Origin of the sequence: Corynebacterium sp. HMSC06C06, assembly GCF_001807295.1 — a bacterium.
GTDB lineage: Bacteria > Actinomycetota > Actinomycetes > Mycobacteriales > Mycobacteriaceae > Corynebacterium > Corynebacterium striatum.
Map to the genome: position 1 here is coordinate 29,692 of NZ_KV788491.1, position 24,257 is coordinate 53,948.

Here is a 24,257-nt window from a genome sequence, read left to right on the forward strand (position 1 = left end):
CAAAAGGACCTCCCCGCTTCACCATGATGGTGGGCGGGAAGGCCCTAAGTTTTGGCTTAGGCGTTCTCGACGCGCGACTTCAGTGCGCGGAACTCATCCCAGACCTCGGAAGGAACGCGGGCGCCCAGGAAGTTGAGCCACTCGGCGTTGTCTTCCATGTCGCCAGCCCAGTCAGCGGCGTTGACGGCCAGCGCCTCGCGGACATCCTCGATGTCGAAGTCCAGGCCCTCGATGTCGATGTCCTCAGCGCGAGCGGTGTTGCCCACGACAGTCTCGACGGCGTCGACCTTGCCTTCGATGCGGTCCACGATCCACTTCAGGACGCGGGAGTTCTCGCCGAAGCCCGGCCACAGGAAGCGACCGTCCTCGCCGCGGCGGAACCAGTTAACCAGGAAGATGGACGGCATGCGGTCACCGCCCTTGACGCCCATGTCGATCCAGTGCTGCAGGTAGTCACCAGCGTTGTAGCCGATGAACGGCAGCATCGCCATTGGGTCATGGCGCAGTGCGCCGACCTTGCCCTCTGCTGCGGCAGTCTGGCCGGAGGAGAGCAGGGAGCCGATCATGGTGCCGTGGTTCCAGCTGAATGCCTGGGTGACCAGCGGAACGGTGTCCGCGCGGCGGCCGCCGAACAGGATGGCATCGATCTTGACACCCTTCCAGTCGTCGAACTCCGGTGCCGCAGTTGGGCACTGAGAAATCGGGACACAGTAGCGGGAGTTCGGGTGTGCAGCCTTTGTGGTGGATTCAGGGGTCCAGTCGTTGCCGTGCCAGTCGATGAGGTGCGCAGGAGCGTCGCCCATCTCCTCCCACCAGACATCGCCGTCGTCGGTCAGCGCGACGTTGGTGAACAGGGTGTTGCCCGGCTCCATGGTCTTCATGGCGATCGGGTTGGAATCGTAGTTGGTGCCTGGCGCCACGCCGAAGAAGCCGTTCTCCGGGTTCACGGCGTAAAGGCCGTCCTCGCGCAGGTGCATCCACGCGATGTCGTCACCCACAACTTCCGCAGACCAGCCCGGGATGGTCGGGGTGATCATGGCGAGGTTGGTCTTGCCACAAGCAGACGGGAATGCAGCAGCGACGTGGTAGTTCTTGCCCTCCGGGTTGGTCAGCTTCAGGATGAGCATGTGCTCAGCCATCCAGCCCTCTTCTTTACCCATAACAGAAGCGATGCGCAGCGCGTAGCACTTCTTGGCCAGGATGGCGTTTCCGCCGTAGCCAGAGCCGTAGGACCAGATTTCCTTGGTCTCCGGGAACTGGGTGATGTACTTGGTGTCGTTGCACGGCCATGTCACATCCTCCTGGCCCGGCTCCAGCGGAGCGCCCACGGAGTGCAGTGCGTGGACGAAATCGCCCTCAGCACCAATCTTCTCCAACGCCTGTGCGCCCATACGGGTCATGATGCGCATGGACAGGACCACGTACGCGGAGTCAGTGAGCTGGACACCCAGCTTCGGGTCAGGATCGTTGATAGGCCCCATGCAGAAAGGAACCACGTACATGGTGCGGCCCTTCATGGAGCCGCGGAATGCCTCGGTCATCTCTGCCTTCATGGCTGCCGGCGGTGCCCAGTTGTTGGTGGGGCCAGCGCCTTCCTCGGTCTCCGTGCAGATGAAGGTGCGGGACTCAACACGTGCGACGTCAGACGGGTTAGAGCGAGCGAGGTAAGAGTTCGGACGCTTTTCTTCGTTCAGCTTGATGAGGGTGCCCTTTTCCACGAGCTCCGCTGTGAGACGATCTGCCTCTTCCTGGGAGCCGTCGACGAAGACCACTCGCTCCGGCTGGAATAGTTCGACACTTTCGCTAATCCAAGAAATGAGCTTTTCGTTGCTCGTTGGCAGCTCGCCAACGAGGCCTTTAATGGTGGCGGTCATCTAAGAATCTCCTAGTGGTCCGGTTCGTGAGGTTGTATATCGCCAAGGGCTATGCGCTGCACACAGTCAGAGCACACGTCCCCCATGGGTCATTCACCTCAAGATTAACCCCACGTCGGTGTGAATTACCGCTAAACTTTGGCATTCAAAGCCAATGTGGTTATATCCACACCGTTCACCACAACTTAAACAAGCGTACGCTTGGTGTGACATTAAGCATATGTGACTTTTACCCACCCCAATATGGGGCTGAAATATCGCGAGTGCCGCGTCATTTTGTACGGAAGAACTCACCCCCTCGCAGCTCAACCCGGTTATATCCGGTGCATAATATGCGTACGAATGCCCCCTGGCCTAGCGGCGCGGCACTTTGTTAGTTACCCAGACACAGGGAACAATAATGGGCAATGAATACTGCAGATAATCCTCAAAACTCCCCAGCTGGCGAGATGCCACACGGCCGCCCGCTGCAGACCGACTTCAACGCTGAATTCGGCAACGATCTTGATTACCCACGCCTCGGCAACGTCACCTTCCGCCGCGGCACCCTCACCGACAACCAGAACGCCCTCTTCGAAGAGCACTGGCCGCGCCTGGGCAAGATGCTCGCCGACGAGCGCATCGACCTCGACGAATGGTTCGGCCGCAGCGGCGCCAAAACCATTGTTGAGATTGGCTCCGGCACCGGCACCTCCACCGCCGCGATGGCGCCGAAGGAGCAGGACACCAACATCATCGCCGTTGAGCTCTACAAACCTGGCCTGGCCAAGCTACTGGGTTCCGTTGTGCGCAACGACATCGACAACATCCGCATGATCCGCGGCGACGGCATCGAGGTCATGGTCCGCATGTTCGCACCAGAGTCCCTCGACGGCATTCGCGTCTTCTTCCCGGATCCCTGGCCCAAGGCCCGCCACCACAAGCGGCGCATCATCCAGTCCGGCACGCTCAACCTCTTCGCCTCCCGCCTGAAGAAGGGCGGCGTCCTGCACGTAGCCACCGATCACGCCGGTTACGCCGAGTGGATCACAGAGCTTGTCGACGTCGAGCCCAGCCTCGAGTTCAAGGGCTGGCCCTGGCCCGAATGCCCGCAGCTGACCGACCGCCAGCTCATCACCAAGTTCGAGGGCAAAGGCCTCGAAAAAGACCACGTCATCACCGAGTACCTGTGGGAGAAGAAATAATGGCCGGCTCTTATCTGCTTGTTTGGGACGCCCCCAACATGGACATGGGGCTCGGCGCCATTCTGGGCGGCCGCCCCACTGCGGCGCATCGCCCGCGTTTCGACGCCATCGGCCGCTGGCTCGTAGAAATCGCCCTGCAAAACGACGCCCGCCCCGAGGCCGCGGTCTTCACCAACGTCACCCCTGGTGGCGCTGATGTCATCCGCCCCTGGGTCGAGGCCATCCGCAACGTAGGCTTCGCGGTCTTTGCCAAGCCCAAGCTGCACGAGGACGACGACGTCGATCCCGACATGATCGCCTACATCCAGGAAAACCGCGACAACCTCGACAGCGTGATCGTCGCCTCCGCCGACGGCCAAAACTTCCAGTCCCTCCTCGAGGAACTCGCCGCCGAAGGCAAGCCGGTGTGCGTCCTCGGCTTCCACGAGCACGCCTCCTGGGCCGTGACCCACGAAGACATCGAGTTCGTCGACCTCGAGGACATCGAGGGCGTCTTCCGCGAGCCGCTGCCGCGCATCAACCTGGACAATCTGCCCGAAGGCGGCGCCTGGCTGCAGCCATTCCGCCCACTCACCGCCCTGCTCAAACAGCGTTAGGAGAACCATGTTCTATGCTTGGGGCCGTTTTTCCTACGCCCACCGCAAGGTCGTCCCACTCGTCATCGTGGGACTTATCCTGCTGCTCTTCTTCGGCTTCGGCACCCGCCTAGGCGAGCGCATGAGCCAGGAGGGCTGGGAGGACCCGGGTGCGGCGTCGACAAGCGCGGCGAAAATCGAGCAAGAAACGTTCGGCCGTGACAATTCGGGCGACGTCGTCTTGCTCTTTGCTGATCCCGACAAGAACTTCGACGCCGCCAAGGCGCACCTCGCCGAGCTCAAGGCCAACCACCCGCAGGAAATCGAGAGCATCACCAGCTACTTCGATACCAAGAACCCCAACCTGGTCAACCGCGACCACACCACGGCGTTTGCCGCCATCAGCCTCAAGGGCGACGGCGAGCAGACCCTCAAAGACTTCCGCGCCATCGAGGACGACCTCACTGCCACCGACGTCCCCCTCGAAGTAGGCGGCGCCACCGCCGTGGCGGACGCCCTCGACGAAGGCATGGCCAACGACATCTCCCGCGCCGAAAAGGCCGCCCTGCCCCTCGTGGGCTTGCTGCTGCTCTTCGTCTTCGGCTCTGTCGTGGCGGCGTTTATGCCGCTTGTCGTCGGCGGCCTGTCCATCCTCGGTTCCCTGGGCATCCTGTCCGTCCTCGCCGGCTTCCAGCAGGTCAACGTCTTTGCGCAGGCCGTCGTCACGCTCCTCGGCTTGGGATTGGCCATCGACTACGGCCTGTTCATGGTCTCCCGTTTCCGTGAGGAGCTCGACAAAGGCCGCGATGTCCGCGAGGCCGTGGCTACCACCACCGCCACCGCGGGCCAGACCGTGGTCTTCTCCGCGGGTATGGTCGCCGTGGCTCTGTCTGGGTTGTTCCTCTTCCCGCAGGCGTTCCTAAAGTCCGTGGCCTACGGCTCCATCTCTGCGGTCGGCCTCGCGGCGCTGCTTTCGGTGACCGTGCTGCCTTCACTGTTTGGCCTGCTGGGCAAGAACATCGACAAGTTCTCCGTGCGCAAGACCTCTCGCCGTGCGCGCCGCATCGAGGACACCTTCTGGTACAAGCTGCCACGCTGGGCCATGCGCCACGCGAAGCTGATGACCGTAGGCATCTGCGCCCTGCTCATCGCGCTCACACTGCCGGTCCTCGGCGTGAAGTTCGGCGGCATCAACGAGACCTACCTGCCGCCCACGCACGAGACCCGCATGGCGCAGGACAAGTTCAACGAGGAGTTCCCCTCCTTCCGCACGGAGCCAGTCAAGCTCGTGGTGACGAATGCGACGAACGCGCAGCTTGTCGACGTCGTCATGCAAGTGCGGCAGCTCGACGGCCTCACCAAGCCCATGGGCCCGACCACGCCGACTAAGGACGGCACCACCGTCCTGGCCGCAGGTATCGAGGACCGCGACGACTACGCCCGCATCGTGCACGAGCTCGAGCAGATTGAGGCGCCGGAGGGCGTTGAGCTCTACGTCGGTGGCACGCCGGCGATGGAGGTGGAGTCTTTGGACGCGCTCTTCCATAAGCTGCCGTGGATGGCGCTGTACGTGGTGGTGGCGACGTTCCTGCTGATGTCGCTGGTATTCGGCTCGTTTATCTTGCCGATTAAGGCCATCTTGATGACGCTACTTTCCCTCGGCGCCACGTTGGGCATCCTCACGCTCATGTTTGTCGACGGCTTCGGTTCCGACGCCCTCAACTTCACCGCAGGTCCGCTGATGAGCCCAATTCTGGTGCTGATTATCGCCATCGTCTTCGGCCTCTCGACGGACTACGAGGTCTTCCTGGTCTCGCGCATGGTCGAGGCCCGGCGCGCGGGGCAGTCCACGGATCATGCCATCGCCAGCGGTACCGCACACACCGGCGGCATCATCACTGCGGCGGCGCTCATCATGATTGTGGTGGCGGGTGCCTTCGGCTTCTCCGACATCGTGATGATGAAGTACATCGCGTTCGGCATGATTTTCGCCTTGGCTTTCGACGCCACCATTGTCCGCATGCTGCTCGTTCCCGCCGTCATGCACTTGCTGCGTGAGGACAACTGGTGGGCCCCGCGCTTCCTCACCCGCCTGACCCACCGCCTGGGCGGCGACTCCCCCGAGCCCGTCGCTGCGCAGCATCCTGCTGTGGCTGCAGCCCCGGCCCCAGCACCCGCGGCCAGCCAGGTACTCGCGGAGGAGGGGGCGTCGGCAAGCAGGGCGAACGAAGCCGCCGTACGCGGGGACCGCAGTGCCGATACTGACGAGGAGCTCATCCCCTTCTCCGAGCTGGTCAAGCGCCTCAATTCCACGGATGGTCGATGAAGAAGAACTGGCTGACCTGGATAATCTCCCTGCTGATTCTGGCCGCGCTGGCGTGGTTCTTCCGCGACCAGCTGGACTTCATCTCCGAGGGATTGCGCCGTCTGCGCCACGCCAAACCTTTCCCCGTGGTGCTGGTGGTGTTCTTCGCGCTGCTGTCCATCGCGGGCATGGCGGAAGTGATGAAGCGACTCATCGGCGCCGGCGGCGTCAAGGTCCCATTGTGTGAAACCTACGCCATTACTCTGGCCTCCAACGCGTGGTCCACTACCCTGCCCGCCGGCCCCGCCTTTTCCGCAGTGCTCACTTTTCAGGTGCAGCGCCGCTGGGACGCGTCGGTGGCGCTGTGCAGCTACTTCCTGTTCTTGTCCTCGATTGTTAGCTCGATGTTCCTCGCGCTCATTGGGCTCGGCGGGGTGTTTTTCCTCAATGCCGATATGGCCTTGGGATCGCTTATCACCACGGTTGTCCTCATGCTCGCGGCACTCGGCGGCATCTTCTGGCTGACCTCGCACCCGGTGACCCTTGAGCGCTGGCTGCGCAAGCTACGGCCCGGCCCGAAACGGGACCGCGCGATTCAGGAGGTCCGCAACCTCGGCGAGGTCCACCTTTCACGCGGCCCCTTTGCTGTGGTTGCTGGTGCGTCTCTGGTGCACCGCCTGGCCGATATGGCCGCGCTATGGGCTTCCGTGTGGGCGGTAACCGGGGAGATTCCGTGGCTGCGCGCGGGTGCTGATGACACCACCCTGGCCGGCGTTGCACTGGCCTTCCTCGCCGCGAAGCTGGCTGGCTCCGCGCAGGTCACCCCGGGTGGTCTGGGCACGGTGGAGGCCGCGCTCATCACCCCTCTGGTGGCGACAGGCCTGACCGTGGTGCACGCCACCTCCGCGGCCATCATCTACCGGCTTATTTCTTTTGCGCTCATCACTATCATTGGATGGGTCATCTACTTCGCTCACTACGCCCGCGATGGCTTTTCTTACGCGGCGTTGAACCGGAAGGAATCCTAAATGCGCGTTGCCCCGCTTATCGACATCCTCGCTCTCGCCTTCTTCGCCATCCTCGCCCGCCTGGCGCATGGTGGCCTGAGCTTTAGCTCCTGGGTTGATGCCTTCTGGCCGTGGACCGTGGGCGCGCTCGTGGGCTGGGTCATCATCATGGCCACGAAGCTAAGCGGCCTGTGGAAGGAGGGCGCCGTGGTGTGGCTGAGCGCCGTCATCGGCGGCATGGCTTTGTGGATGCTGGTCAACGGGCGTCTGCCGCACTGGTCCTTCCTCATCGTGGCCACCGTGATGTCCGCGCTATTCTTCTTTGGCTGGCGCGCCATCGCGGCCTTTGCGTCCCGCTCGCGTGCCTAATTGCTCACGGTAATCCGCAACTTACCCATTGCGCGATCCAGAATATCTTCCGGATCTTCTCCACCGCAGGCATGCGCTACGAGGCAACCAAGTCGCTCTGTTGAAGAACTCGCAGTCTCCACCCTTACACCAGGTTCCGCTGTGCAATAGCCAGCAAGAATTCCTGGCTCCGATAGCGCTTCTTCGACCCCACTAACGGCTGTGATAGTTCCGGGAGGGACTTGGATATAGCGAACAGCGCTACTGTGACCATCGCGCCGTTGAGGAAAGACAAATCCATCGTTAAGAGCGTTTTTTCTACCGTGCTGGCGCAAAGCATCTGCAATGAGAGGATCAAAAATGTTTGCACCATGTACAGAACTGACAAGTAGGTGAATGAAGTCGCCGCCTGGGCGCACATGCCCTTCACCTAGAACCACCCCCTGGCCGTCCACCCACCAGCCCTCGACATGAAAGAGCCCCGCGTTCAGTCCCCATGTGTTTAGGGCAGAAATGACAGATGCGGCTATCTCTTCTTCATGATCGGAGAGAAGGACGCTAGGGTAACGGTGGCCGATTTCCACCACGCCCTCAAGCCTCTTATCAGTGATACCGACTACGACAGGTTCGGAGGCGTAGAAGTATCCCTCCGCTGAAAACTCAGTGCCTTGGACGAATGTTTCGACGAAGCCGTCCGACAGTGTTCGGAGCGCCTCCCTCGCACTCTCGAGATCAGTGTGAACACTCACTCCAGCACTACCTGATCCGCTGCGGGGCTTCACGACCCAAGGACCTGGTATATCTCGCGGTTCCTCTGCCGTCGCCGGTTGTTCGAAACCAGCATCGCGCAAGCATTGACGAGCCTCATCCTTCCGCTTCAATCTAGCTACGTCCTCTGGAGCGTTACCAGAATCGTCGAGAAGAGCGGTCTGATATGTGTAGTCTTCGCGGAAGCATACGTAGCCTTCACAGTCACTGTATCCAGTTGATTCCTTCCGAGCGAGCGCCTCGTCGAGGTTCTTTCCGTCTAATTCGATGAGCTCTACGCCTTGGCGAGCAGCGGCATCTCGAAGCATGCCTAGCTGATGATGACCGTGCGGCATCCGAGGGAATGCGCCGACCAAGCCTATTCGTTGCTTATTCAACGACGACCTCCACTTCCCGAAGTCTCGATTCAAAAGCTTCAATCTCTCTCCGAGACGCCGCGACTACTACAACTTCCGCAAGGATTGAACTCAATGTGTCGGCAGGGGGTTGCGTAATCACATCGCCGACATGCACGTGTTGTTGGGATTCTACGACGATAGGAGCAGTAGGAAGCTGACCCATAGATTTAAGTACTCCCTCTTTATCAGTATGTAGCTTGAATGTTGCCGCCACATAGCCATCACGGGGCACTGCAAATGAAGGTCTTTGCCCCGTTGCAATGCGTACCAAATCACGAGCGAAGGATACACCGGTTACCTGCGGTACCAAGTGGGAGGCAATGTAGTCTCCACCTGGTCGAGCAGCAATCTCGACCAACTTAACTGTTGATGTTCTAGCATCAAAGAAGAATTCCATATGGAACGCACAATTATTGATTCCGAGGGCTTTGATTGTCGCTTGTAGAAGCGGCTTCACCGCATCCTGAATGCCCTCTACGGCCGATGGAAAAACCTGCCCAATTTCCAATCGAAACTTAGCTGTAGTCGTTTTATCTGTCACGCCTATGAGATGAACGTCCCCCTCGTACACATATCCCTCAGCGCTGTGTTCACTTCCGGTCAGTAACTCCTCCACTACCATCGGTCCGCCCCATCGGGACACCGCAGCCGAGACTTCGTCCGCCGTATGGCACAGGGAAAACCCTCGAGATCCAGAAGCATCCACTGGCTTAACCACACACGGGACCGTGATTCCTGCACCCTCCATTACCGATTGTGCATTATCCCCCGGCTCAATAAACGAAAAGGAAGGAACCATATGCGGTGCGATACTTTGCACGGCCTTTCGCATCTCAAATTTGTTCCGTGCCTTCAGAGCAGCGGCCTGCGATGGTGCAGGAAGGCCGAGTTTATCGGCAAGCAAGGACACCGTCTCTACATCACGGTCGCTGAAAGTGACAACTCCACGGATGTCGTAGCGGGATGACAATTCATCCACTGTTGCAGTGACAGCATCTTGGTCATTGGTATCGAGCTGCACTGTCTCTACGATGCCGGCAGGTCGAACTTCCTTGTCAGTGAGAAGCACCGCACCATCAGATGCTTCGAACGCTGGTGTCCATTCCGCTGCAGTCCTCCGGTGGTTGAGATAGAGAACTACATCGTTGGCCATCTTGAAACGAACCTGCGATGCGCGGCGAACTGCGTCCGCATGCGTATCAGCTTCCACGAAACCTACTCTGTCCCACGAACATGCTAGTTCGGAGACCCAGGTATTCGGTTCAACTGTGATAACGCCATGTCCCGTTGGATCTTCAATGCTCCGTACCAAACCCCGCGGCGCATGAATGAAGCGAATAGCTGCTGAAGAACTAGGTTGTTGTGGCACTGAAACCGCATATTGACACATAGCACGTGCCCACTGCTCATAGAGATTTACTCCCCACGCCCGACCAATGAGAAGCATGATTCGGTCGCCTGGTGGGCGGCCTGCGCATTCGATGGGTGTGGTGCCCTTGAATTCGGCATGCAGTAGAGCGGTCTGCACCCCCAATTTCGACACCAAGTCCCGCATGGCCTCCTCCACCCCAGGATTGTGCTGTCCTACTTCGTGTCCTAATTCCACGGCACCGCTAGTCTCTTTGCTCGTAATGTTCAGAAACACCACATCACCATCGACTACGAGGCATTCGGCCGACGTCTCATCTCCCTCTATCAAGCTCTCGCAAATGTAGCGAGTATCCCATGGTCGGCCCGCTTCCTGGCGAGGTTCGCGTGCGGTCGACGTATGAGTCCACGCCGACGAAATTTCTTCTGATGAACGAATGATTGAGACACCAAGTGAGGCTTGACGGTTCGCTGGCTTAATCACACAGGGAGGCTCGAAGATGTCGCTTTCGCTCTTAACCTCAGTCCATTGAACTCCGCCCACACAGCGGCGGAACGCAATTTTATCTCGTAAGGGAGCATCTTCCCCTGCATGCGGCAGGCCGACGGCGCGAGCTGCAGCATTGGCAGCACCTACGGCATACTCCAAGCCCGGCACGATGCCATCGATATGCGTATCCTTTAAAAGCTCACGGATGCATTCAACAGCTGCATCAGAGTTGTTCTGATACTCGCACCACTCCCACCGCGAAAGAACAGATCGAATTCGAGGATCAGCAGATCGCTTTTCGAGTCCCTTCTTTTCATACAGTGAACGCTCCTCCACCACGATGACGCAGAATTCTGTGTCTGCCTCGGCAAGAGCGCAAAGTGCCTCGTGATTATAGCCAAACATCACTAGCGTCAGCGTTCGAGGAGAACTGCCGGAACCATCTGCAAAGCGTTCGTTCAATTTCATATTCATCGCCTTTTTCATTGATCTGTTTGTTGGTTTGTCAGTTTCAGTGTCAATAGCCGCGCTCTCAATGCTTAGCCGAGGATGGACCCTTGTCGCATTGTTTAGCGTCATGTTCTCCACTCATTAAGCGCACAACAAAGCAGCAGACAATAAGCACGGCAGCAGACAACGCGATCCATTGAGGAGCAACGATGACACCAAGCCCAAGACCGATTCCTTCCCCAGTGGCAACCACTAACTGTCGCGCCTGAACCGCTTCTAAAGAACCCGTCATTGGTAACGAAAGAAGCGCTGCATCCACTAGCGGAATAAAAAGAGTCTCCGCGAAAGAAAAAATGATGATCCCAAGAAATGGATTAATTTTCACCGCGACCAGGGCAATTACAAAAACTAAAGGAGAAACCAGCACCAACGTCTGATTCGATAGTCCGCTATCTCGTGCTTTCTTAATCAATCGCGTACCCAGAGGCTGAAGCAGTACCACCGAAAGGGCATTTACCGCAAATACCGCTCCTCGGATGACCGGCGACGTGTAATGCGCACTGACTGCTACCGCTATGGAAGAAAAGAGCTGACTATAAAGCATGTACCCAACCACCACGCCGAGAACAACCCAACGCACAGGTGCCTTGCCTAGGGGCTGAATTACCCTACGAGCAAAGGAACCCCGGACGTCAGCTTTCCGAGGTCTTAGCTTGTATGACAACGTCAACGCCGGTACAACTGCAGCGGCCAAGTAGCACGCAGCGGTATAAAAAAAGATCACATTCGACGCCGATGAGAACAAGACATTGCCGATGACTGGCCCGACCGCTGCCGAGACGTTCACCGCAATATTGATCGATCCAAAAATCTCTAACTTAGTCGTCTCAGATGCTTCAGATTCAACAAGGTAGTGCCGAATACTCGATCCATTCATGTTTATTCCTGCTCCAGCCAAGAGCAAGGCAACGACGAGTATCGCCACATTAGGCTGCAATCCGATAATAAAGAAAGAAACTGACGCGGCAACTAGACCAATCTGCATGGCCGCAGCGAAGGGGAGCAACCGTAGGAGTCTCCCCATCACCAAGGTTGATGCTCTTACCGAAATGCCAAAGGCAGCCATCGCACAACCAGCGATGAACGGAGAAACCTTATCGGGAAGCCAGAGCGCCAGAATCGGCATCACAGCGAAGTAGCCGAGATGCGACAGAAAATAGTCAAACACAAAACTATATCGAGCCAGCCGCGTCACACGTGCGTCAACAACCATTTGCTATCCGATCGCCCAAGGATTCAGGAAAACGACAACTTTCAGCCGAAAACTCAGTCACAGATGATTGTTCCAACAGTGCACTGAGGTATTCCCCCATTCGGCGCGAAGCCGTGACACAATTCATGAGGTCCTCATCGGTATAGCGCTCTCCGGATTGTCGCATTGCTCTAATATCACCGAAACCAAGAAGCTGTTCTCCTCCATGGCTCAGAGAATAGGGGGCTCGAATCGCATGCCTTACGGAGTATCGAATGTGTCCAGTATGGTGAAAGTCCAGGTTAGACGAAATATCTGGCAGAGTAGCTGGGTGATACCTCATTGGACACATTTCCGCCGGCGAAGTGTTTCCCCAAGGCTGAAGATGCCACGAGTTGTATCGCATTCGAGACGAAATTGCGTGTAGCTCGTCCTCAGTATGCCGATCCCCGCCTAGTACCCAACAGTAATGTGAGTACATGTCAAAGCGGGAAAGCTCTTCAATCGTCCCCTCATCAAGAGCCTTCCTTAGCGCCCCGATCTCCCGAAATCCCCTGGTCATAACAACGTCGCTTCGCGTCTGAAACTTTATCTGTTCAATAGTTTCAGAGGCCAGCTCGACAAAACCTGCGAGCGTGTACTCTCGGTCCTCGCAGAGCTTCGAGGGGTTCGTGTCTCCCTCGGCAGAGTTAGTAATGTCCACTTCCGATACAATCTTGCGACGGGTAACGCCCTCGATCCGTCGACACTTCTCATTTTCTAAACCTTGCGGAAGCCGACGCTTCGTTACACTCCCACGATCTTGACCGTTGAGAGTTTCGAGCGAATTCGGACCGCCAGCTTTCAAGAGCTCACAGGCCCGGAAAAAATACAGGACTCGTGCAGTAACCGGGCCTAGGACCTCCTCTTCAGTAAAGTCTAAAACATGAGCTGAGCAGTCTTGCTGGCTCGGCAGAGACCTAGGCTCCCTGAAATTCTGAACAGCTTCGCCATTCCAATAGCAACAAACCGGAGGAATTTCCCGGAGCGCTTGATTCACACTTCGAACCCTTCGGGCGAGCTCTCCTCGTTGATGATATTCCTTGATCACAAGCGATACGCGACGACTAATGGAAATCGAACTGCTCTGACAGCTCTCTAATTCACGTTCAACCGCTTGGGACAGGTCAGGGCAAAATACAGTTCGATAACCGATTTCATCCTCACGGAGGCAATCTACCTTCTCCTCAGTTGGGAAAACCTCTAGCTTGATCTTTCCATGCACTAGAAGGGAGATTCGTAGCGCGACCTGATCGTCTTTTTCACCACAAGGGTTCCAATCAGAATCGCGAAGCAATCGTCGTAAGACTTTCTCACGCGGGGAAAGACTGATCAACGCCTCACTTCCGGTCAAACGTCCATCAAACGAAAGCAATTTGTCTATCCAGCGAGAAACCTCGATTCCTTCCCCTACTTGACGTTCCATTGCAGACCAGAGTGAATGAAACTTCGACTCAACGTCCAAACAGTTCGGCTCTGATGCGCCGGCTTGCACGCCTTTTCGGCTTGGAAGCCGGCTAAAATTCGTTTTCACGTTGCTCTACCTTTTTCCAAAGCTCTTCAGGGGTACCGTTGCGCTGACCCTCCAAATCTTCATATATGCAATCCATCGGGCAAGCTTTCACACACTGCGGACAACCTGAGCAGAGTTCGGGGATTATCACAGGTCCATGATCAAGAACCACGATTGCCGCAAAAGCAACTGGGCAACGTCTAACACATTCTTGACAATTTATACATTCGCCCCCCGCAATAAAACGCGGAAGGCGTTTCCAGCGCGGATCAGGTTTTCGCTGCTGAATACGAGCTGTCAAGTCTAACGCCATGAGGCATTCTCCCCATCCCTCTAACAACACCTTTGATAGTGATGTACCTTACATCTCGTCTTAGCTAGTGTCCATCATTACACGCGATTTGTTTTATTTATCTTGAACGAAACCATGGATTGAGCTTCTTCGACGGACAGAATAACGCCCGGCAAACTCCGATCCGCCCCGAGTTCGCCTAGCATAAGTCTAGTGCCGTCGTGTACACCAGAAACCACCAACCGAGCGTAAAACGAAGCACCCCTCTACACGGCCAGAAGAGGCCCGTGCAGAGGGGTGCGCGCGAACGCTACTTCGAGCTCAGGGACGAACCAGAGATGGTCACGCCGACGCGGTTGAGCAGCATGATAACGAGGTTGATAACGTCGCCGCTGAGGTCAAGAATGCTGGACAGCATTTTTCCTACTCCTTATTTCCGAGGATGTTTTCACTTAAAGATATCGTGCAGCCCACCGCTCGGCGTTACACACCTGCTTGACGGCGCCGCTTCAACAGCCCATAGCTAGGGACTTACATCGGGGAGATGGTGTGCTTCTTCGGCAGGTCATGCTGCGTCTTGCCAGCGAGCTGACGCAGCGCCTGACGCAGCGCCAAGCGCGACTGATTCGGCTCCACCATCGCATCCAAGTAGCCACGCTCGGCAGCCACGTACGGCGCGGTCATGGTCTCGTCGTAGAAGTCCATGAACATCTTCTTGGTCATCGCACGCTGCTCGGGCGTCTCCGCGGCGTCGAGCTGCTTGCCCGCAATCATCACCACAGCCGCCGCCGAACCCATCACGGCAATCTGCGCCGTGGGCCACGCCAGGTTGATGTCACCGGTCAGGTTCTTCGAACCCATCACCGCGTACGCACCGCCATAAGCCTTGCGCACAATCAGCGACACCTTCGGCACAGTCGCCTCCACCACAGCAAACGCGAACTTCGCACCGCGGTGAATCAGACCAGCCTTTTCCTGCTCCACGCCCGGCAGGTAGCCCGGCGTATCGACCACGAACACCAGCGGGATGTTGTAAGCATCGCAAATACGAATAAAGCGGGCGCCCTTATCCGCAGCATCGGCGTCAATACAGCCCGCCAAGTGCATCGGATTATTCGCCACAAAGCCCACGGCCTTGCCGTCGATACGGCCGAAGGCGGTAATCATGTTGGGGGCGTAGTTCTCTTGGATCTCGATGAGCTCGTCGTCGTCGCCAAGCTGCGCCAAAAGCTCCAACATGTCGTAACCCGCGTTGGTGTCATCCGGCATGAACTCGTTGAGTTCGGTGTCCTCGGCCACCTCGCCGTCGGAAGGCGCATCGAACTCAGGTGCCGGGTCAAAGCAGGTCAACGGCAGGTGATCCAGCAGGTCCCGCACGAGATCGAACGCGTCCTCCTCCGACGGAACCACCGCGCTCACGTTACCGTTGAGCTCCTGCTGGCGCGCCGAACCAAGGTCGTGGGACGTGATTTCCTCGCCCGTCACCTCTTTGATGACGTTCGGGCCAGTCACGTACATCTCTGCCTCGCCGTCGACAGCGATGACGAAGTCAGTTGTCACCGGCGCATACACCGCGCCACCTGCAGACTTACCCATCATGATGGAAATCTGCGGGCTGCGACCACTAAGCGGCAGCTGGCGGCGGGCAATCTCCGAGTACATCGCCAGGGAGGTCACGGCGTCTTGAATACGGGCGCCGCCGGAATCCTGGATACCGATAACCGGGCAGCCAATCTTGATGGCCATGTCCATGATCTCGGTGACCTTCTTGCCGAAGATAACGCCCACCGAACCGCCATAGACCGTCTTGTCATGCGCGTAAATGCACACGGGGCGGCCATTGACGCGGCCGTAACCGGTCACAACGCCATCAGAGTAAATCGCGTCTGGGTCACCCGGGGTCTTGGCCAGCAAGCCAGTCTCCACGAAGGAACCCTCGTCCAGCAGCGCGTTGATGCGCTGGCGCGGGGTTGAGCGGCCAGCGTCGTCGCGGCGCTTGCGGGAGCGCTCGCTGCCTGGGTCCTGCGCGCGCTCAAGGCGCTGGCGCAGGTCGTCCAGTTTATGAGCAGTGGTAGTCACTACCGAATCTTCTCCTCGATCCAATCGTTCATGTGCTTGCCCACGATACCGATGGCCGGCTCATCAGGGACCGCAAGATGATCACCCTGCAGTTGCACAATTTCCAGATCTTTAACGATAACTCCCCAGCCGCCATCGGGATCAATCTCCGCATAACGCGGCTCGAGCTCGATGGCGCCATCGTGCATGCGCTCGGAGCGGAACAACAAGACCGGGACGTCGACCTCGGCCCAGCGGCGCATGTCGAGCTTGCCCAGAATCTGATTGTCCACGAAGGAAGCACGCTGGTGCTCCAGCACGCCCGCTGCCAGGCCGTGCTCGGAGGCGTCGGTGGTGGAGAGGAACTCGGCGAGCATCGTCATCAGGGCATCCTCGCCCATGGTCTCGAGCATCTCGTAAGGCGGCTCGAAGTCCAGGCCGTAGGTCTTCTTCGCAAACGCTGCGTAGCGACCCCAGCGGGCTTTGGTCTCTTCGAGGGTGTCTGGTGCTGGGTCGGAAGGCTGGGTGGTATCCAGAAGCGCAATGAACGCCACGTCCACGCTCTCCTCGCCGCGGGCCTTGCGCTGGGCGAGCTGATAAGCCACCTCATACGCCAGGGCGCCACCGAAGGACCAGCCGCCGAGCACGATCTTACGGCCACGCGCATGCTTGACGACGTCCTCGATATAAGCCTCCGCACGCTCCTCCAGGGAGCCCTCGAGTCTCTCGACGCCGTATACCGCCACGTCTTCCGGCAGGCGGCGGGTCAGCGGCTGGTAGACCACGGTGGTGCCGCCGGCTGGGTGGAACATGAACACGGCGGGGCCGTCGGCTTCGCGCAGCACGCGGATGTTGCCCTCGACCTCGGTTTCGAGGCCCTCGCGGACGAGGTCGGCAAGTGGTTCGAGAGTATCGAACTCGAGGACCTGCTGGGCGCTGACCTCAATCCCGGCGCGCTCGGTGAGACGCTCAGCAATGCCTTTGGCCGTCGCCTCGTCGATCTCCGGCAGCGGCGACGTCACGCCCGCTGCGGCCTTGCCGGTGAAGGTGGCCCAGGTGCCGAATACCATGCGCTCCGAGGCATCACGCGGGGCTACGCCCACGCCTTCAGCCTCGCCGCCTGAAGACTCCGCAGACTCTGCGGCAGCAGCCTCCGGCAGCTCGGTAGAGCCGCCGGCGACGGCCTCCTCGACCATGGTGATGACGTCGGCGAGGGAGGCGTCGCGAAGCGCCTGCACCTGCATCGGCGGAATCTGGAAGTCGTTCTCCACGCGGTTTTTGATGCGCATACCCATCAGGGAATCCAGGCCCAAGTCGATGAGCGGCAGCTCGCGCGGCAGGTCAGAGACGTCGTAGCCCATGGACTCCGAGACAATGAGCGAGAGGCGCTGCTCCACGGTCTCCGTCGCTGGGTCCCAGCGCACGGCCTCGATGTCGTTGGCCTCAGTGAACGCAGCCGGAGCCTCAACCGGAACCGGAATCTCTGCCACGCCCGGGATACCGGAATCGCCCAAGCTCAGCGCCGATGCAAACCCCTCCGCGATAAGCTGCGTCGACGGACCATTCACGAAGTACACCGCAATGGACAGTCCACCCAGCGATTTCGTAACCACCGTGGACACCTCGCCCTGCGGCGGCAGGTCCCCGTGCTCCTCCGAAGCCACAATCTGCGCACCCGGGCTCACTGCCTCAGCAGCGGCCTCCAAGATGGCCAGAGCAGACGGCGCTTGGTCAGCATTCGTGGAGAACGCCACCTTGCCCTCCGGCAGATTCACGCGTGCGCCCGGCAGGCCAGAAATACCCGAAGACGGGCGAGCGTTGGTCCAGAAGCGCTGGCGCTTGAACTGGGTGTGAGGGGCGTCGACAAGCGCGCCCGAGCCAAAGACCGCACTGTAATCAACCGGCGCACCTGCCACGTACAGCTTGGCCAGCAGATCCAGCAAAGACTCCGTGGGGTCGACCTTGCGCTTCAAGCTAAACAGCAACTGCGCATCGGACTTGCCCACCGCAAAAGCCGTGGACATCAGGCCCATTAGCGCAATCGGGTTCGGGGAGATCTCCACAATCTGCGTGTGACCGGAGGCAAACGCCGCTTCCGTGGCATCCTGCAGCAGCACCGGCTGGCGAGTCATGCGGATCCAGTAGTCCTCGTTATGGACCACCGCGCCTGGGCGGTAGATCTCGCCGCGATCAACAGAGCTGTAGAGCGTCGTGTGCAGCGGGCGCGGCTCGATGCCAGCGATATCTGCATAGAGCTCACCCAGAATCGGCTCCACCGCCGAGGTATGTCCTGCGCCCTTCACGTTGAGTGCACGGGCGAACTTGCCCTCTGCGTCGAGCTTTTCCACCAGCGCAAGGACCTCAGGGCGCGGGCCGCCCACTGTGGTCATGCCGGGGCCCGTATAGACGGCGGGCTCGATGTTGCCGTCGAGTGCCTCGATCTCCTCGGCGGTCAGCTCCACTACGGCCATGGCGCCCTGCTGCTCCTCGGTCAGGGAGGATTCGCCCTCGCCCATCAGGCGGGAACGGTGTGCGGCGATGAGCATGGCGTCTTCAGCCGACAGACCACCCGAAGCGTAAGCTGCACCGATTTCGCCCATCGACATGCCGATAACTCCCGCCGGGCGCACGCCGAAGGAAGCCAGTAGGTCCGTCAGCGCAATCTGGATGGCGGTAATCGCGACCTGGGCGGTCTCAGTGTCGTAGGTCTGAGCGTCGTCAGCAACGATGTCCAGGATGGACCAGCCAGACTCGAACTGCACGATGCGGTCGAGTTCCTCCAGGCGATCCTTGAACGCAGGAGAAATCTCCAGCACGTCCTTGATCATCTTGCGGTGCTGCGAGCCAAAGCCGGAGTACATGAACACAGGGCCCGGCACGGACGGCGAGTCCGCGGAGGCGATGCCCATGGAGACCTTACCGTCGGCTACTTGGCGCAAGCGCTTGACGACGTCCTCCTCGTTCGTCCCCGTCACCACCGCACGGGAGCGTCCGTGGTTGCGGCGCGCAAGTGTACGCGCAAGGGAGAGGAGGTCAGGGTGTTCCTGCTCGATGAAGTCGGCGAGCTGGCCAGCCGCGGCGGCGCGGCGGGAAGGCAGCAGGCCGGAGATCGGGAGGGAGACTGGGGCATCGTCGCCCACGCTTACCTGTGGGGCGGTCTCTGCTGGCAGGCCGCGGTAATCGGTCATGACCACGTGCGCATTGGTACCACCGAATCCGAAGCCGGAGATGCCCGCGACCTTCTGGCCGGAGTATTCAGGCCACTCGCGTGGGTCCTCGACGACCTCAAGGTGCTCGTTGTCGAAGTCGATGTAGCGGTTCGGCGCGGAGAAGTTAATGCTCGGCGGGATGACGCCGTGGCGCATAGCCTCGATGACCTTGATCATGCCCACGACGCCCGCTGCGGACTCGGAGTGGCCGATGTTGGACTTTGCGGAGCCCAGCAGCATCGGGGCAGCCATGGTGCGGCCAGAACCCAGCACGCGGCCAAGGGCGGTGGCCTCGATTGGGTCGCCGAGGATGGTGCCGGTGCCGTGGGCCTCGACGTAGTCGACGAGCTGCGGGTCAACGCCTGCGTCAGCGTAGGCGCGCTCGAGGACGTCGACCTGCGCGTCTGGGTTCGGGGCGGTCAGGCCGTTGGAGTGGCCGTCAGAGTTGACCGCGGTGCCCTTGATGACGGCGAGGATGTTGTCGCCGTCGCGCTCGGCGTCGGCAAGGCGCTTGAGCACGAGGACGCCCGCTGCATCAGAACGCACGATGCCGTCAGCGTCGTCCGAAAAGGCGTGGATAGCACTGGTCGGCGAGATAACCCCCAGCTCGCTAAAGCCGGTCGAGGCGTGCGGTGCAGCCAAGATGTTGACGCCGCCGGCGAGAGCGACGTCGGAAGCGCCGGCGCGCAGGTCGTTGACGGCCTGGCTCACGGCCACCAGCGAGGAGGAGCACGCGGTATCGACGTTGATGGACGGGCCGCGCAGGTCCAGGGCATAAGAAATACGGTTGGCCACCACCGCGGAAGAGGTGCCGGTCATGGCATAAGGGTGCGCCTCTGCTGGGTCAGCGACGATGAGCATGCCGTAGTCGTTGTTGGTGGAGCCCATGTAGACGCCAGTGGAGGTGCCGCGCAGCTGGTTGGCAGGCAGGCCTGCGTCCTCGAGTGCTTCCCATGCCAGCTCGAGGAGGATGCGCTGCTGCGGGTCCATGTTGGCAGCCTCTAGCGGAGACAAACCGAAAAACTCAGCATCAAAGCCCGCGATGTCTTCGATGTAGCCGCCGTCGGTGTTTTGGGTCGCGATCTTGTCCGCCACCACCGGATCCGAGGCATACTCTGACCAGCGGCCCATCGGCAGCGGGCCGGTTCCCGAACGGCCCTCCACCAGCATGTTCCAAAACTCTTTAATATTCTCGGCGCCCGGAAAGCGTCCAGCCTCACCGATGACTGCGATGTCGCCACCGATGATGCCGGTGCTGCGGGGAGTGGCGGAGCTGGAGGCGTCGCTAAGCGCAGCTGCCCCACCACCGTTGACTAGACGATCCGCCAGCAATGCAATGGTGGGGTACTCGTAAGCGACAGTAGGCTCGAGCTTCATACCCAGCAAGTTTTCCAGTTCACCGGAAAGTACAACTGCATCGCGGGAGGACAGGCCGAAGTTTTCTAAAGGCTTGGTATCCGTGATCTCGTCTGTGGACAAGCCGGTCGTTTGCGCGACCCAGTTGCGCAGCCAGCCCCTTAGTTCTTCAACAGTCATCTAATTTAGCTTTCTTTAATTGGGAAGTTTTTGCGCAGCACAAATCGGCGCATGCAATATATATCGGTTCATTGTCTCATTTTGTTAACTTCCGTCACGTTTACAACTCACCTGCGCTAGGCAGCTGCCCAAGAGACACAAAAGTCCCCCTTCTCCCACCGAGCTTGCGCACGCGGGAACAAGGGGGACTAGAAGAAGTTAGGCTTCGAAGTGCTTTTTCGCCACTCGGCGAGCGATCTTGCCCGAGGAGGTGCGGTTGATTTCGTTCGCACCGAACCAACGGATGATATCCGGAGTCAGACCATGGTGCTTCGAGACGGCGGTACGGACAACTTCAGTTGCAGCTTCGTCACCAGACGGGTCAGCGTTGTCAGCGCGCTCGATGAGCAGCACCAGCTGCTCGGTGTTGTCGCCCTCCACGGAGAAGGCAGCCACGGAGTCAGGGCGCACGTGCTCGGACGCCTCTTGAACGGTGCCCTCGATATCCTGTGGATAGTGGTTGCGACCTGCCACCACAATGAGATCCTTGAGACGGCCCGTGATGTAGAGCTGGCCATCCACGATGGTAGCGAGGTCTCCCGTGGCCATCCAATTGTTGTCATCTGGGGCCCCTTCCACGCGGGAGCCCTCGGCGAGGCGCTCCCCCAAAGTGTTGTGGAAAGTGGAGGCGGTCTCATCCTCGCGACCCAAGTAGCCCGCAGCCATGTTTTCGCCGTGCAGCCAGATCTCGCCGATCTGGGTGTCGCCAAGCTCTGCCCGTGTCTCCGGGTCCACGATGGTCAGGAACTGGACCGGAACCGTCTGACCATTCGACGCGAAAGCTACAGTGTCCGCAGACTTTTCTGAAATGACCGCCTTGCCAGCAGCTAATTGCTCGCGATCGAAGTGAGAAATCAACGGGCGCTCGCCCACCTGCGGGGTAGACACCATGAGCGACGCCTCTGCCAAGCCATAGGACGGACGCAACACCTCGCGCTTAAGATTGAGAGTGCTAAATACCTCCAAGAAGCTCTCCACCGCGGTTTCGGTAACTGGCTCGGAACCGATGATGATTCCATCGACATTGGAGAAATCAAGTTCCTCGCCCGCCTCCGGCGCACCGTAGCGAGCCGCGAGCTCGAGCGCGAAGTTCGGCACCACCGAGTAAGTGGCGGCGAAGTTCTCATCCATCGGCTGTCGGCTGATCTGGCGTACCCAGCGCTTCGGCTGCTGCACGAAGTCACGCGGAGTCATAATCTCGAAGTTGAGGCCCATGATAGTGACAAAGGAAGCAAGGATAATGCCCATGTCGTGGTGCATCGGCAGCCAAGAAACAATTCGCGATGGGTGCTTGAGCTGCACTGCGGCAAAAATCTGCAGAACATTGGTCATGATGGAGCGATTTGTCAGCAACACGCCCGCCGGAGTTCGCGTGGAACCAGAAGTGTATTGCAGGAACGCCGGCTGATCGATAGGTGCGCCCTGCAGGTTCGCAGCAGCGGCCTGGCCAGCCTCGGTCTCCAACAGATTCACCCACGACGCCGCCAAAGAGTCCGGCAGCGAATCAATAGAGATAACGCGCGGGCGCTCCGCAGACGGACGGTCGGCAAAGTACTTGCGCACGGCCGCAGCAGAGACGTTGTTCGTCAACACGATGGATGGATTCGAATCACCGAATACGGCTCGCAGATGATCAGTATGACCTGGCTCGTTCGGGTCATACAAAGGCAGCGGAGTCATACCCGCATACATCGCCCCCATGAAGCCGAAGATGTACTCCGGGGAATTGCCGGCAAGAATTGCCACGCGGTCCCCCATTGCGCCGACTTGTTGCAAGCGCGCAGCCACGACCTTGATGCGAGTGTTGACCTGGGAACGCGTGAAGTCGCGTGGAACGCCGTTTGGATCTTCGGAGTAAACCCACTGGCGTAGAACCGGACGATCCGGAACCCCAGCCTGCTTTTCCATTCCATAGACATGCTCACTGAGTCCTGCCAAGGTCAGATGTGGCGGAAGAGCTATTTGCCCCTTCTCGTCAAAGAACTGGCCAATCAACGCATTGAGGTCCATCTAATCTCCTTTTGGGTTTAGATTGTTTACTTTTGACATTAAAAATATCAGAGCCAAGGTCTCATACGTTACATCACGCAGATTTTCTAGGTGTTATCGATAATTTCCCGCGCCCAATCGGTAACCCATTGGTTCGCCGTGGTGCCCGGAATCACGTTCGGGTTCGTGGCATACATCGCGTGCACGCCGTTTGCTTCAATGAGGCCGCGGGCGCGCTCGAGCCCGTTCAGGCCGTCGAGTGGCGCATCGCAAATAGAGTCATCCGGCGCACAAATCTGGAACGTGCGGTCCGCCAAAGAACCGAAGCCATTTGCACGCGGACCCCGCATGGTAGCACCCGGAACGATGCCCTGAATCAGCATGTTGAGCGGCTCCAGAGCAATTTCCGCGCCCACGCCCGCCACGTGCACGCCAGGGTTCTGACCCACGCCATCCTGCCGGCGACCATCGGCCACCAGAGCAACGCCGGCGACAGCATCCGCCGGAATCGGACCATTATCGCCACCGATACGGTCAGCGACGTCGCCAGCAATCACCGCTCCCTGCGAGAAGCCCGCAATGATGAACTTGGTAGCCGGGCATGTTTCATGCATCGTGATGAGCTCGCCCTCCATGCGGGAGGTTCCCTCATCGCGGGATTCGTCGTAGCTCATCTCCTGCTGGGCGTTGATGTTCTTGAACTGCGCCGTGTACGGCAGCGTCCAGACCTTTACGTCCTCCGGCACATAAGCCTCCTTCAGCGGGTTGCTGATGGAGAGCATGAAGGAATTGGGATTTGCGGTCGGATTGATGGGATCATCATCGGCCTTGGATTCCCACGTGCCAGGAGCAGAGATAACTTCTACGCGCGGGCACCAGTCGGGTTGCGCGGGGGCCTCGACTTCCCCGGACTCTGGTGCCGGCTCACCGAGGTTGTTCTTCTCCTGTGCCTGATTGGAGTTGAAGAAATGAACCGCGCCAGCGCCGATGACAGCAAGTACGACGAGTACGGCAACAACCGTAAGTGTTTTACGCATAAAAACTTCTCTATCTTAGTTAGCGCACAGGGTGCCGCGCGCCTGGTCCGTCAGGACAGCGGTGAGCTCTTCGTGCGGCAGTGTGGCACGGCCCTGCTCGATGAGCTGACCTGCCACTGCGGGGATGGTCACGGCATCGCCTTCGCGGCATGCCGCTTGGCCGGCGCCGATGATCTGGTCTTCGGCACCATCCGTGTTTACTCCCGCTTTCTGGACAGCGGCTATGAATTCCCGCTCAGGACCCTGGCTTTGTTCCGGGGTTGGGATGGCAGAGATTTCACGCGCACCGCTATCTTCCGGGGCGTCGGAAGCCGGCGCGCGGGACGCAGATGCGCTCGACGACGCCGTCTCCGAAGCCGCCGAGCTCGACGCGGCGTCGGAAGTTGGGGCTGCGGAACGCTCAAGCGGGGCTACCTTGGTGTCCGTTGGATCGTCCGTGCTTTCGACCGTGGCGGAACCGCAAGCGCCCAGCGTAAGCGCGGCAGCCATCACGGCTGCACACGCCGCGGGAACCTTGATGCGCATG

Annotated in this window: 15 protein-coding genes; 5 read left to right on the plus strand and 10 right to left on the minus strand. The window is 59.4% G+C overall.

Annotated features, from left to right (window positions below; genetic code table 11):
* Positions 1-56 precede the first annotated feature (56 nt).
* Positions 57-1,874: a phosphoenolpyruvate carboxykinase (GTP) gene (locus tag HMPREF3153_RS06165; protein ID WP_070420339.1), complete on the minus strand. Its 1,818-nt coding sequence runs from the start codon at positions 1,872-1,874 to the stop codon at positions 57-59.
* A gap of 407 nt (positions 1,875-2,281) precedes the next feature.
* On the opposite strand from HMPREF3153_RS06165, the gene trmB reads away from it, so the two are divergent.
* From trmB to HMPREF3153_RS06190, 5 genes are read left to right on the plus strand one after another with little or no spacing between them, the layout of a single operon-like run.
* A complete protein-coding gene (trmB, locus tag HMPREF3153_RS06170) occupies positions 2,282-3,058 on the plus strand; it encodes a tRNA (guanosine(46)-N7)-methyltransferase TrmB (RefSeq protein WP_005529512.1) in 777 nt (258 codons plus the stop codon).
* The gene (locus tag HMPREF3153_RS06175) at positions 3,058-3,654 is read left to right on the plus strand and encodes an NYN domain-containing protein (RefSeq protein WP_005529510.1); all 597 of its coding nucleotides are present in this window, start codon (positions 3,058-3,060) and stop codon (positions 3,652-3,654) included. The genes trmB and HMPREF3153_RS06175 overlap by 1 nt, the downstream gene beginning before the upstream one ends.
* 7 nt (positions 3,655-3,661) lie before the next feature.
* Positions 3,662-5,959: an MMPL family transporter gene (locus tag HMPREF3153_RS06180; RefSeq protein ID WP_070420340.1), complete on the plus strand. Its 2,298-nt coding sequence runs from the start codon at positions 3,662-3,664 to the stop codon at positions 5,957-5,959.
* Complete coding sequence (locus HMPREF3153_RS06185; protein WP_046645886.1) at positions 5,956-6,966, plus strand: lysylphosphatidylglycerol synthase transmembrane domain-containing protein; 1,011 nt, start codon at positions 5,956-5,958, stop codon at positions 6,964-6,966. Before HMPREF3153_RS06180 ends, HMPREF3153_RS06185 begins: the two co-directional genes overlap by 4 nt.
* Positions 6,967-7,314, plus strand: coding sequence for a DUF3054 domain-containing protein (locus HMPREF3153_RS06190; RefSeq protein WP_005529505.1), 348 nt, complete (start codon positions 6,967-6,969; stop codon positions 7,312-7,314).
* Here HMPREF3153_RS06190 and HMPREF3153_RS06195 read toward each other — a convergent pair.
* From HMPREF3153_RS06195 to HMPREF3153_RS06230, 9 genes are all read right to left on the minus strand, one after another.
* Positions 7,311-8,396: an ATP-grasp domain-containing protein gene (locus HMPREF3153_RS06195; protein ID WP_049062260.1), complete on the minus strand. Its 1,086-nt coding sequence runs from the start codon at positions 8,394-8,396 to the stop codon at positions 7,311-7,313. The two genes, HMPREF3153_RS06190 and HMPREF3153_RS06195, sit on opposite strands and share 4 nt — an antisense overlap.
* A 34-nt stretch (positions 8,397-8,430) precedes the next feature.
* Positions 8,431-10,785, minus strand: coding sequence for an ATP-grasp domain-containing protein (locus HMPREF3153_RS12430; RefSeq protein WP_168161716.1), 2,355 nt, complete (start codon positions 10,783-10,785; stop codon positions 8,431-8,433).
* A gap of 64 nt (positions 10,786-10,849) precedes the next feature.
* The gene (locus tag HMPREF3153_RS06205; RefSeq protein WP_005529499.1) at positions 10,850-12,040 is read right to left on the minus strand and encodes an MFS transporter; all 1,191 of its coding nucleotides are present in this window, start codon (positions 12,038-12,040) and stop codon (positions 10,850-10,852) included.
* A gap of 1,535 nt (positions 12,041-13,575) precedes the next feature.
* Positions 13,576-13,884, minus strand: a complete 309-nt coding sequence (locus HMPREF3153_RS13220) for a DUF362 domain-containing protein (RefSeq protein WP_080548614.1) — start codon at positions 13,882-13,884, stop codon at positions 13,576-13,578.
* 510 nt (positions 13,885-14,394) lie between these two features.
* Complete coding sequence (locus HMPREF3153_RS06210) at positions 14,395-15,942, minus strand: acyl-CoA carboxylase subunit beta (protein ID WP_070420341.1); 1,548 nt, start codon at positions 15,940-15,942, stop codon at positions 14,395-14,397.
* Positions 15,942-20,666, minus strand: a complete 4,725-nt coding sequence (locus tag HMPREF3153_RS06215) for a type I polyketide synthase (RefSeq protein ID WP_070420342.1) — start codon at positions 20,664-20,666, stop codon at positions 15,942-15,944. Before HMPREF3153_RS06215 ends, HMPREF3153_RS06210 begins: the two co-directional genes overlap by 1 nt.
* A gap of 198 nt (positions 20,667-20,864) precedes the next feature.
* Positions 20,865-22,715 carry a FadD32-like long-chain-fatty-acid--AMP ligase gene (locus HMPREF3153_RS06220; RefSeq protein WP_070420343.1) on the minus strand — a complete coding sequence of 617 codons (1,851 nt, stop codon included), beginning with the start codon at positions 22,713-22,715 and terminating at the stop codon, positions 20,865-20,867.
* Positions 22,716-22,801: 86 nt separating this feature from the next.
* Positions 22,802-23,731 carry a cutinase family protein gene (locus HMPREF3153_RS06225; protein ID WP_005529489.1) on the minus strand — a complete coding sequence of 310 codons (930 nt, stop codon included), beginning with the start codon at positions 23,729-23,731 and terminating at the stop codon, positions 22,802-22,804.
* Positions 23,732-23,746: 15 nt separating this feature from the next.
* Positions 23,747-24,256, minus strand: coding sequence for a DUF732 domain-containing protein (locus tag HMPREF3153_RS06230; RefSeq protein WP_005529487.1), 510 nt, complete (start codon positions 24,254-24,256; stop codon positions 23,747-23,749).
* Between the last annotated feature and the right edge of the window lies 1 nt (position 24,257).